This is a genomic window from Gardnerella sp. DNF01204 (genome assembly GCF_049244145.1).
Taxonomy (GTDB): domain Bacteria; phylum Actinomycetota; class Actinomycetes; order Actinomycetales; family Bifidobacteriaceae; genus Bifidobacterium; species Bifidobacterium vaginale.
Genome location: NZ_CP058379.1, coordinates 302310 through 314759, shown reverse-complemented (window position 1 = coordinate 314759; position 12450 = coordinate 302310). Strand labels below are relative to the sequence as shown.

Sequence of the window (12450 nt, the reverse complement as noted above, 5' to 3'; positions counted from 1 at the left end):
ATTGATAGTTAATTTTTAATGTACTAACTTATCAAAGCGTTCTTGTGTTATATAACCATCTTTCACTAAGTCAGTAAGATTATCCTTAGTAATATCTTGTGGATTTAGCAATTTAGAAGGAACGTCTATCTTGTTATTATTGAACTTTCCGTTAATACCAGACACCTTCTTGCCTTTAGCAATTTCCAATACCATCTGATAAACGGCTTCAGCAAGCTTATTGACATTCTTAAATACTGTCTGACTCTGCTTTCCACGTGCAATTGAAGATACAGCTGACTCCATAGCATCCTGTCCAGTTATAATTGGCCAATTATCTGTACCTGGCTTTAAATCTGGCCGCTTAGATTCAATTGCGTTGATAACACCAGTCGAGATACCATCATAAGGGCTTAATATTGCATGTAGTGGCTGACCTTTAGCATATGCAGAATCAATAATTGATTCCATATCCTTTTGAGCCTGTTCAGCTTTCCACCCTTGAACAGAAATCTTCTGCCAATCTTGAACCTTAAAGTCTTTATTCACGCCACCACCATGATTAGATGGGGAAACTAATGCACCAGATTTAAAGTATGGTTGCAGCAAATCCCATGCACCCTTAAAGAAGTACTTAGCATTGTTATCATCTGGAGAACCAGTGAAAAGCTCAATATTGAATGGTCCCTTTGCACCATCCTTAAGACCCAACTTATCAATAATATAATTTGCTTCAAGAATACCAGTCTGCTCAAGCTGGAATGTTGCATAATAGTCAACAGCCTTTGTATTCATAATCAATCGATCGTAGGCAATTACTTTAGCTCCAGCATCATGAGCCTTTTCTACTGCAGGTCCTACAGCACTACCATCCTTTGCAGCAACAACAACAACCTTAGCGCCGTTGTTAATCATATTTTCAATATCTGCGTTTTGCTGAGCTGGTTTATCGTCTGCAAAGTTCAATATAACTTTATATCCAGCATCTTCTAGCTTCTTCTTTAGGTTATTACCGTCTTTATTCCAACGTTCCTCCGACTTTGTTGGCATAGAGACACCAATGGTGGCACCTTTTTCAATTCCTTGACTTACGTTTTTGGATGCACCACCTCTTGAACCTGAACAGGCTGATAAACCAGCAACTACAGCAATACCTACAAATAAAGCGATTGCCTTTTTACCTATGTTCATCGACGCTCCTTTGCATCAAAAGGTTATTTGATATAGACAGCTACAACGCTATCTAGTTTTTTATTATAAACTATTGTGTTAAGTTGTCAAACACATAAATCAAATTTTTCTATTTTTTTGTTTAATATATAAATTTAACACAATTCTTAATCTACATGAATTAACTGCTCGTACCAATTATTTAATATAAATTCAGTTAATTTAACCAATAAAGAACAAAAGTCTCAAATCAACGAATGACAATTCTTCAAAATATAGATATGCTTATATTATGTCGCATTTATTCGGATCCCAAACTTCATTGCGAGAAGCTAATCGATCTGCATTACTTTCTTACATACGCAGATTTGGTGCAATTACGCAAATAGAGCTTGCTGAAGCGACAGGATTATCAACTGCAACCGTATCAGCTCTTGTAAGACAACTTGTAAAAGAAGGGCGGTTGTACACAGAAAACACAATACATAACGGAAGAAGAGCAACACTCGTAGCTTTAGCTCGTAGAAAAGGAATAAGCGCAGGACTAAAAATTAGCAGACACTCTCTAGATCTAATTTTTATTGACTACGAACTTAACATAATCGCGGAACGAACATTACTATTACCAAAACAACATATTCCAGATGCAACTCTCGAACGAGCAACATTACTCATAAACGAAACTTTATCCAACATAAACGCATCAGCAAAAGAACTAATAGCAATAGGCGTATCTATAACAGCACCAATAGATAAACGTACAAAAACAATAGCAATACCTGGCATTATGCCGCATTGGAACAATTTCGACATTATTTCGTATCTGCAATCAGTTTTTAATATTCCAGTTACTTTAGATAACGATGCAAACTGTTGCGCAGTATGGGAATCAAGAACAGGATCTGTTACAAAAACCACAGATTTCATATACATAAATACCGATGACGGAGCTGGTGCCTCCATAATGGCAGATGGGAAAATATGGCGCGGCGTAACTGGAATGGCAGGCGAAATAGGGCATATTCAAGTTGATCCACTCGGAAGCATTTGCGCATGCGGAAACCGTGGATGCCTTAATACTTTTATAAATGAAGAACGAATCACATCGTTATTAAGAGTTACCCATGGAGATCTAACTGTAGAAGATCTTGTACGTTTAGCAAATGAAGGAGACCCAGGATGCAGACGTATCATAGCTGATACTGCAATACGAATAGGAACAGTAGCAGCAGAACTATGCACATCAGTAGACCCTGAAATTGTAGTTATAGGAGGACTCCTAGTGCAAAGTGGATCAGTTTTCGTCGATGCTTTTAGAGAGTCATTGCACCGCTTACTATTCCCTGATGTTTTAACTCCTATACAAGTTGTGGTTGCATCAAATCTTACTAATTGTTCTGCACTAGGAGCAGCACTAGAAGGAATTGATGCTGCAGAAAAAATACATCACAAAACATCTCAACACCTATAGAAATAGGTTGTAATATCGATTGCAATATGATTAGCAATATCAACAAGGAGACGTAATGTACGGACAAAATCCACTCCTACAGCTAAAAGATATTAGCGTAAACTTTGGCTTTACCGAAGCGCTTAAATCAATAACACTCGATATTTATAGCAAAGAAATAGTGGCAATTGTTGGAGACAATGGCGTCGGAAAATCCACTCTTATTAAAACAATATCTGGTTTGATCCAACCAACAAAAGGAAGAATGATCTTTGAAGATAAAGAAGTGAATTTGCACTCCATACGAGAAGCAAATGATCTTGGAATAGCAACAGTTTTTCAAGGACAAGAATTTTGCGATAATTTGGACGTTACATCAAATCTATTCTTAGGCAAAGAGATGCGAAATAAATCATGTCATACACTCAATAAAGATGCAATGGCGTGTGAAGCCCGAAAGGCATTACAAGAACTAACATGTGCCATAAGAATACATACTCCAATACGATTACTATCAAGTGGACAACGTCAAACTGTCGCATTGGCACGAATGCTACTATCGGATCCAAAACTCATACTATTAGACGAACCTACAGCTTCATTATCTTTAACACAAACAGCTGAAACCTTATCTTATATGAAACGCCTACGATCACAGGGTCGCACAATTATATTGGTATGCCATAATCTTCCAGACGTATTTGCAGTTGCAACTAGGATAGTTGTACTAAGACAAGGAAAAATCGTTGGAAATCATGATGTTAGTGAAACAAATTATGTCCAAATAATCAGAGAAATGACTGGAATAGAGGATGAGGAAGACGATACAATATCTTCATCAATAATAGACAACATAAATGAGAATCAAAAACTAAGTCATAAAAGAAATGCGCTTATTAGTAGAAGTGCAAAATAAGCTATCAAGGTCAAAACATAAGAGCCTATTCCCGCGTTTGTTTACCAAAACACCAAATCTGACTACAAAACACGCACAAACACGAGCGAGAATAAACAAAAACAAAAAAATGCTTCCGGTTTTGAAAGCCCCTAGTAGCAAACAAAACCGAAAGCAACAACACTCAACACCCAAAACCCAACAAGCTAAACGAATCAACACTGGGAAGAAAAGAAAAACAATAGCAAACCAATGTTAAAACAATAAAACCAAAGAGAATCGGGAATAAACCAGTGTGATGCTTCCCTACAAAACACCACACCAGTCGTTGAGCGCAAACCCTAAATAAGGTGGTAAATAATGCTTAGTGACGCATCTTGCGAACAGCAGCACCCATACCAGCAAGCATAGAAGCAGCCAAAGCAGTCAAAGCAACACCAACACCAGCATTACCAAGCTTCTCGCCAGACTTACCATGACCATTGCCACCCTTAGCAGCAAGCTCACCCTTAGCAGCAGCCTTACCAGCAGCAGCTGGAGCAGCAGCCTGCTGAGCAGCCTTACCAAGCTTGCCACTAGCAGCATCATTCATAGCCTTAGCAGCACCTGGAACATCCTCAAAATTAGGAGCCAAAGGATCAGAAGTCACAACAGCAGGAAGAACAGCAGGGTTCACTCCCAAACGAACTGCATCATTATAAGCAGCCTTGTACTCAGCCAAAGCCTTATTATACTTATCAGTAGAAGCAACAGCCTTAGCCTTAGCCTCAGCATAATCCTTATTAGCCTTAGCAGTCTCAGCAACAGCAAAAACAACCTTAGCCTGAGCACGATCTACAGCATCAGCAAGACGCTGAGCCAAAGCAGAATCATTCTTAGCAGAAACATTATAAGCTTCCAAAGCATCCTGAGCAGCCTTCAAAGCCTTCTCAGCAGCTTCCTGAGCAGCTACCTTACCAGCCAAAGTAGCCTTAGCCTTCTCATACTCAGCATAATCCTTAGTATAAGCAGCAAAAGCATCATCAAGATGCAACTTAGCAGTCTTAACAGCCTCAACAGCCTCAGCCTTCTTCTGATCATCAGATGGAGCAGCCTTTGGTTCTGGAGCCTTAGCATAAGCCTGCTCGGCAGCAAGATAAGCAGTAGCCTTAACATTCTTATCCTGCTCAGCAGCAGTCTTAGCAGCCTTAGCATCAACATCAGCGTTGTAAGCATTTACATACTTTTCAGCAGCTTCTTTTTCCTTTACCTTTGCGGCATCGGTAGTAGTTACCTTAAGATGACCATTATCCTCTTCAATCTTCACGCTACCATCATTAGCATCAGCTGGCTTAGCACCAACAGTCTGCAAAGCAGCAGCAGCCTTAGTGGCAGCTTCATCAGCAGCCTTCTCAGCTGCAACAGCTGCCTCATAATTAGCACGAGCGGTATCTAATTCTTTCTTCAAATCAGCCTTAGACTTCTTAACTTCCTGAGACTGAGTATTTGCACCGCCATCAGCAGCGAATGCTGGGGTTGCCATTGCGAAGCCAGCAAGCAAAGTTGCGCCAGCAGCGAAAGCGGCGATAGCCTTCTTATTCATCATTTTAATTTCCTTTCTTCTTCTCCTCCACGTAAAACACGCGAAGAGAAATTTTAAACATCCAACAACATTTCCGAAACATTGTGGATAACCACCATCTAGAGCATCTAGCTAGCAGCTGTTATTAACATACCCCCCCCCCGTTTAAAAAAGTCAAGAGGCAACCACACAAAACAAACAGAAAAAAATAATGTTACACACAAACTAATCCACAATAAAAACTATTTTCACCATAATATTTGTGGATTAACACTAATAAAACCGTAAAAACACATTATTTCAAGGTTTTTAAAGAATTTTCCCAGACTTTTCTCAGGAAACTACTCGAGCAAGAACACTAACACTATAAAACCATTGAAAAATCAACATTCCACACAACCCACACACGCAACACGCCGACATCCCACCACTCTTCACTCTGCCTATCTCTTATCCCGAGATTGTTTACGTATTTGGCAATTTTGAAAACAAACGCAAAATCATTTTCCCGAGAATGTTGCTCAAAATGACGTGTCGAACTACAAAGTCGGGAAGATTTTCCCGAAAATGTTGCTTAAAACCACAAAATCAACAACAAAATGCGGAAAGTTTTCCCGAGTTTGTAGCTGATTCACGGCGTGTCAAACTACAAAAAGCGCAAATGTCCTTCGCGCAGTCTAAGCGCGCGAATGCACCTAGATTCGCACAGCACAAACATCGCCAGTGCGAACAGTTATTATCTGCCCAGAATCCTTACGCACTTGAATAGAAGCATCACGCATAAGATTTTGAGCAACTCCTTCTACACTAGTAAAACTTTTTGCACCAACATCATAAGCATCAGCGTTATTAGAATCGTCAACTCCAGCATCAATCCACAAACCGTCATCATTCGGCGCGCGAACAATCACCTTGCGCCCCAACGTCCAACACGCTTCGCTCGCCTCTTTAAGCAAATCTAAAGAGTATTCATTCGTATTCTTTACAAACTTCCCCAACCTAATCCTAAGATTTTCCACCAATCGCGCGGCTATATTATCCCCAAGCTCAGCAAAATCTGGCAGATTATCGTAATGCATTTTAAGCGAAGTTGCTTCCTCGATTGGAAGCGACTGCTTATCCATAAAAAGATTTAAACCAATCCCGAAAATAACTCCAACATTAGGATCGGCAATATCGCCAGCAACCGTTTTTGGAGTCAAAACAATCTCCGTTAAAACTCCACCTTCTTTACAGTCACCAATAAAAATATCATTAGGCCATTTAAGACTGATCTTGCTATAATCTGGCAATTCCCCATTTTCAATCTGCGTAGAGCCAAACTCTTTTAGCGCGCCAATAATCGAATCTCGCGCAGCAAGACCAGCAATTATAGGCAGCCAACCATTGTAACTTGGATTCTTAACAATGCTACTTGGCAAAATCGTGGCAAAAGAAGCTAGTAAACTTTCGAATGGCTTACTAACCCATTTTCTACACAATCTTCCTTTGCCAGCTGTCTGATGGCAAGCAGCAACAACATAAATCGCAGGCAATTCGTCTTGTCTTTTTATAAAACAGATATTGCTGCAATCATCAGTACACCCATCAACGCACCCATCAGTGAGAATTTTGCGTGCATAATTCTGTGTTGAATCAATAACGTCAAAATAAACAAAACCGTCTGCAACATTTTTAGTGCGTTCAAAAAAATTACTCATACAGAAATTATAGAAATTTTAATATAATTTAAAAAGATTGTGCAACAGGTATAATTTACACAAGTACTTTACACAAATTACTTATTAGGATTAAAAATCAGTAGGTCACTATGAAATTCATTAAAAATGACTACGCGAGCGCAAAAACAGTCGCAGAACCTACTGATACTTGCAATGCAAAACCAGATACGAAAAACGATATAAAACCAGATACAAAATCTGAAATGAAAATCGATCCAAAAACAAGCACATCAAAAACAAGCTTGACAAAAACATCAATATTTAATCTCGTAAGTCAGCTTGCGACTCAAGCACTAATACTATTTACTTGCATCTGGCTCGCTCTTTGCACAAGCTTAGGCGTGATTTACCGCAATCAGGGATCTTTAACCGATTTTAATTGGGTTAACGCACTTATTTTTGCAGCAGTATTCTGCGTTTATTACGCTATTTTAAGATCCATCATTCATTTTGGGAAAAATAACAAAAACGACAAAATACTAAAAATACTAAAAATACTAAAAATCACAACTTATAAAATCACAAAACCACTTTTTCACCCATTTAAGAGCATCGCCGCTAAAAAGCCTAAGATAATTTTTTCAATAAAACGTACTCTAGAATGGTGTTTTTACCATTCAACTTGTAGAAAACGAAACATTTTCCTAACACTGATTATCGGCTGGCTGTGGGCACCAATAACACTTCTAGCAGCTTATGGAGCCGATATTTGCTCACAAATCCGAGAATACAGCTGGACATGGAACCAAATAACTGGCATAAAACAACCATACATTGGATTCTTTAGCTTTGTTCCAGCAGACATCTACCCAACAGCACACTATCTTTGGCCGGCAAAACCTACGTATTTAAGCGACCAACACAACATTGTTTTAACATTAATTTACGGTGCCGTAGCAGCAGTATCGCGATATTTTACCGAATCAAACGATGCTGGAATCATACTACTTGCAATTATGCAATTCATTTTTGCAGCATGGTGTTGTGCCGCCACAGCGAACCGATTCTTAAACACACCGTGGGCTAAATCTAAAACAAGCGAAACGCAAACCGCCTTACCAACACTAATCTTCTTCCGCGCAGCCGTAATAATCATATTTTTATTCAGTCCACTTGTAGTTTTTTCAACAATCGCACTAACAAAATCACCATTATTCGCATTTGCATTCGTATGGTGGTTTGGAATATCTTACGAACTACACTGCACAATACAAAACACAAAAATTTCACGCAAACATACGATTCTTGAACTGATAATAAGCGTTTGCATTATGCTAATCGCAGCAAAATACGCGTGGTATATTCTTGTAATTCAATTTGTACTTCTAATGTTTTACAGCATAAAACGTTGGAAAATATGGGTTTTATGCATTCTGCTCCCAACAATTCTTATACACGGAGCCATAATAATAGCCATATCTAGCGGAGCCATAATAAATGGAGATCCTATTGAAAGCCGCGGAGTACAACTTCAGCAAATAGCCAGAATCGCAAAACTAGATCCAAAAAGCATACCTCATAAAGCAGCACGAGAAATTGCGCCAATTTTTAATCTCAACCAAACCGCTGAAGCATACACACCTCAAGACGCAGATCCTGTAAAATCTTCTGGCTTACAGTCTAAAAAAGTGAGCTACCGTTGGCGTTACATTACAAAAGACGACATGAAAAAGTTTAACCACGCATGGTGGCTTATGGTTAAACACAGTCCAATTGTTGCAACGGACGCATTCTTAGCCAAATCCTACGGTTATTTTGACATTCTAGACATCCCTTATGTCGGACCAGAATACTACATAAATACTGACAACATAAAAAACTCAGAGTGGATACGCTACTGGCTACCGGAATGGCGTGCAGGTGTTTCAAATACTGTTGAATCGTGGAGTAATACGCCGATTTTAGGTTGGCTGATTCACGGAAACCTGTATGTTGTTGGCACACTGCTTATCGGAGTTGCAGAAATCGTTCTTAAACGTTGGAAAACACTCGTTTTGCATATTCCTCTTGCTCTGTTAATAGGAGTAATGGTGCTGGCTCCTGCAAACAATTTTGAACGACATATGCTCCCTATTACGTTCGTATTCTTCTTTACGGCTCTAACATTTTTAAGAGAGTCTAAATTGCTTGGCAGAGATAATATTATAGATATAACGTCAAATACAAAAATAGAAAATACTTCACAGTTGCCAAAATTGCCAAAATTAAATATAGAAACGATTGGAGGTGACAAATGAACAACGAACTTTACGATAGCGCGGTTGCTGGCGACTCTACTGCTGACACAACCAGCAAGCTTTATGACGTAGACTATAGTACTACTAGCAACATCACAGAAGATGTTGATTTTCTAACAATTCTTACAGGAATATTGCCAAACGGAAACAATATTTATAATAGGAACTCAAACGAAGCTAAGGAAAAATCGCAAGCAACCAGCGATGAAAAAGCCGAAGAAACTCAAGACCAAAACCAAACAGAAACACATAAAAAACATCATCTTTTATGGCGCAGAAAACAATCAAACGAAACTACAGAAAAAGCTACTAGCACAACACCACAATTTACGCCACTGCCATGCGCGCCAAAAAACGAAGACACAAGTGGAATATTTGACAATCGAGACGGAAAAATCTTCGACTCAGCAACACGCCTGCGACTACACACAATAATTGGAGCGTGCCTGATGAATGGCATTGCAGACAGCCGCGTAAGCGCACTAATGCACCTCTTACAATGGCAAGAAAATACGTGGCTCCTAGCAATAGCTGGTACATACGAAACACTCGATATAAACGAAGACAGTCCAACACGAAAAACAACAACTCACGCGCCGCAAAACAACACAGACACTTTACGACGAACCATATGGACGCAACTTGGCGCATGTGGAGCATACGATGCGATAGTAGACCGCGTTCAAAAAGACGCAATTACATCTAGAACAAAAACATGGAAAATAGCCGCAAAACCTCAAGCAAAAGAAAACGATGAATTTCCCGCCCCGTCACACATAATCATACTAGCTTTAAAAGAAAACCCAAGCCAAGACGCGCTAAACAAACTTTGCGAAGTATTTACAAAATCAGGTAAGCCAATTTGCATAAGCGAAATTGCAGTCGGCGCACAAGAAATATGCGAAGAAATCACAGCAACTCTAGCAGCGCTTGCTGTTGCGCCATCTGTAACACATTTGCCACAAATAATACGCTGCGACGACGTGCTGCCAGAGCGCGCGCTTATAGGCGACGAAACTGCCGTAGAAACCTTATATACTAAGGTGTATCAGAGCTTGGCACCATACAACCCAGACGACCCGACTTTGCAAACAGTCGACGCTTTCTTGCGATTTGGCGGCGCACTAGACCAAACTTCACACAACCTTAATGTGCACCCAAACACAATACGATATCGACTGCGCAAAGTTGCACAAACAACAGGCTGGGACGCCACCGACCCTAGAGAAGCATACGTTTTACAAACTGCTATTACGATTGGGCGCATCCGCGATTCTGCGCGCTAAAGCAAAAAGCGCCGAAAACAACGCATTCTATAAAAGAACACACTATTTTCAGCGCTAATAAAATTACTCAGCTATGCTTGGCTAAAATCACGCAGCAATGCTTGCAATATCCACTGGAACACCAGGAGCCATCGTAGAGGTAATCGTTACCTTAGTGATGTAACGACCCTTGATGGTAGTAGGCTTCAAGCGGCGAATCTCATCGGCAACAGCCTTGAAGTTCTCTTCAAGAGCCTTATCGTCGAAGGAAAGCTTGCCAAAGAGGAAGGAAAGATTGCCCTGACGATCAACGCGGAACTCAATCTTACCACCCTTAATATCGGCAACAGCCTTTGCAACATCCATTGTAACGGTGCCAGTCTTAGGATTTGGCATCAAGCTACGAGGACCAAGCACACGACCAAGGCGACCAACCTTGCCCATCATGTCTGGGGTTGCAACAACGGCATCGAAGTCAAGGAAGCCACCGGCAACCTTCTCGATAAGCTCGTCATCACCAACGATGTCTGCGCCAGCTTCTTGAGCCTCAGTAGCCTTTGGACCACGAGCAAACACCAAAACCTTAGCGGTTTTACCAGTGCCATTAGGCAAGTTCACAACGCCACGAACCAACTGATCCGCCTTGCGAGGATCCACATTAAGGCGCATAACAGCCTCAGCAGACTCGTCGAAAGCGTGCTTTGGCATGCTCTTAAGCAAAGCAATAGCCTCAGCTGGGGTGTAAAGGTTGTTGCGGTCAATCTTCTCAGCCGCTTCACGATACTTCTTAGAACGCTTCACCATTTTTTCCACTCACTTTCAGTCGGTAACGGTAATACCCATCGAGCGAGCAGTGCCCGCGATAATCTTCATACCAGCTTCAACATCTCGTGCAGAAAGATCTGGCATCTTGATTTCGGCGATTTCGCGCACCTGAGCCTTAGTCACAGAGCCAACCTTGTGGGTCAATGGGTTCTCGGTGCCCTTAGGAATGCCAGCAGCCTTAAGCAACAAAGCAGCAGCTGGTGGAGTCTTAAGAATAAATGTAAAGGAACGATCTTCGTAAACAGTAATCTCTACTGGGACGATCTGACCCATCTTGTCCTTCGTCTGGTCGTTATAGGCCTTGCAGAAGTCCATGATGTTTACGCCGTGGGAGCCTAAAGCAGGACCCAGTGGTGGGGCTGGATTTGCTTTACCAGCCTGAATCTCGAGCTTAATAAGCGCAGAGACTTTCTTTTTTGGAGCCATAATATGGTTCTTCTTTCTTTTGAAGCGGTTCATTCGGCGCCCTAAAACGTTGATATTAAGCCGTTTTAAGGATCCTCCCGCAACTTATATTGCTGTGCTGTGCTAGCGGATTACTCCTCCAGTCACAAGCTTTCCTATTATGCCACTTTGCCGCGACGATTTTGGAAACAAGATGTAGTGCGATTGTACCTGATTTACGGCGTGTTGCAATATAAACGCACTACATGATTACGCACTTTGTTGCTCTGATCATCGCATTCGACTACAAAGTGCGGAAAAACTTGACGCACTTTGTAGCTCTAAACAGCGTTTTGAGCAACATTTTCGGGAAAACAGATCATGTCGTTCGCGCGCTACGCTCTAAGCGCTCAGGCAGGTCGGAACGCAAAAGCGGCAAGGAATCCGTGAAACCACGAAAACCTTGCCGCTTTCAAAACGCATCCGCGACTAATGCACTAGCAACCAGCCTAATGCGTTAACAAAAGAGCCTAGAACTACTTAAGTTCAACAGTTGCGCCGGCTTCTTCGAGAGCAGCCTTAGCCTTGTCGGCATCTTCCTTCTTAGCCTTCTCGAGGACTGGCTTTGGAGCATTGTCAACAATGTCCTTAGCTTCCTTCAAGCCGAGGCCAGTCAAAGCCTTAACAGCCTTGATGACGGCAACCTTCTGAGCACCTGCAGAAGCGAGGACAACGTCAAACTCGTCCTTCTCTTCCTCAGCAGCGCCAGCGGCAGCGGCTGGAGCAGCAGCAACAGCAGCTACAGGAGCAGCAGCCTCAACATCGAACTTCTCTTCAAAGGCCTTGACGAACTCAGAAAGCTCGACGAGGGTCATTTCACCGAAAGCTTCAAGAAGCTCTTCGCTAGTGAGCTTAGCCATAATGGCTTCCTTTCTTACTTGGCCAGACACACCTTGTGCCTTA

General features: G+C 41.3%; 10 protein-coding genes. 4 read left to right on the top strand and 6 right to left on the bottom strand.

Translation table 11 applies throughout. The annotated features are described in order from the left end of the window. Positions 1–15: 15 nt before the first annotated feature. Entirely contained in the window at positions 16–1170 is a 1155-nt protein-coding gene (locus HXT46_RS01175; protein WP_004112036.1) for a sugar-binding protein, read from the bottom strand. A 271-nt stretch (positions 1171–1441) separates the two neighbouring features. Between HXT46_RS01175 and HXT46_RS01170 the strand changes: the two genes are divergently transcribed. Both HXT46_RS01170 and HXT46_RS01165 read left to right on the top strand, forming a co-directional pair. Next, positions 1442–2620, top strand: a complete 1179-nt coding sequence (locus HXT46_RS01170; protein WP_421786124.1) for an ROK family protein — start codon at positions 1442–1444, stop codon at positions 2618–2620. Between the two features lie 55 nt (positions 2621–2675). Continuing rightward, on the top strand, positions 2676–3515 hold the full coding sequence (locus tag HXT46_RS01165) for an ATP-binding cassette domain-containing protein (RefSeq protein ID WP_004112032.1): 840 nt from the start codon (positions 2676–2678) through the stop codon (positions 3513–3515). 343 nt (positions 3516–3858) lie between these two features. Here the strand turns inward: HXT46_RS01165 and HXT46_RS01160 are convergent, their stop codons facing one another. Next, a complete protein-coding gene (locus HXT46_RS01160) occupies positions 3859–5079 on the bottom strand; it encodes a hypothetical protein (protein ID WP_421786122.1) in 1221 nt (406 codons plus the stop codon). A gap of 671 nt (positions 5080–5750) precedes the next feature. Further along, positions 5751–6755: a biotin--[acetyl-CoA-carboxylase] ligase gene (locus HXT46_RS01155; protein WP_421786120.1), complete on the bottom strand. Its 1005-nt coding sequence runs from the start codon at positions 6753–6755 to the stop codon at positions 5751–5753. A 110-nt stretch (positions 6756–6865) separates the two neighbouring features. Between HXT46_RS01155 and HXT46_RS01150 the strand changes: the two genes are divergently transcribed. Beyond that, a complete protein-coding gene (locus HXT46_RS01150) occupies positions 6866–9013 on the top strand; it encodes a DUF6020 family protein (protein ID WP_421786118.1) in 2148 nt (715 codons plus the stop codon). Further along, positions 9010–10299, top strand: coding sequence for a helix-turn-helix domain-containing protein (locus HXT46_RS01145; protein WP_174190527.1), 1290 nt, complete (start codon positions 9010–9012; stop codon positions 10297–10299). The genes HXT46_RS01150 and HXT46_RS01145 overlap by 4 nt, the downstream gene beginning before the upstream one ends. Before the next feature lie 87 nt (positions 10300–10386). Here the strand turns inward: HXT46_RS01145 and rplA are convergent, their stop codons facing one another. From rplA to rplL, 3 genes are all read right to left on the bottom strand, one after another. After that, positions 10387–11082: a 50S ribosomal protein L1 gene (rplA, locus tag HXT46_RS01140; protein WP_004118314.1), complete on the bottom strand. Its 696-nt coding sequence runs from the start codon at positions 11080–11082 to the stop codon at positions 10387–10389. A gap of 15 nt (positions 11083–11097) precedes the next feature. Further along, positions 11098–11529 carry a 50S ribosomal protein L11 gene (rplK, locus tag HXT46_RS01135; protein WP_004112010.1) on the bottom strand — a complete coding sequence of 144 codons (432 nt, stop codon included), beginning with the start codon at positions 11527–11529 and terminating at the stop codon, positions 11098–11100. A gap of 494 nt (positions 11530–12023) precedes the next feature. Beyond that, on the bottom strand, positions 12024–12407 hold the full coding sequence (gene rplL, locus HXT46_RS01130; RefSeq protein WP_004112006.1) for a 50S ribosomal protein L7/L12: 384 nt from the start codon (positions 12405–12407) through the stop codon (positions 12024–12026). Between the last annotated feature and the right edge of the window lie 43 nt (positions 12408–12450).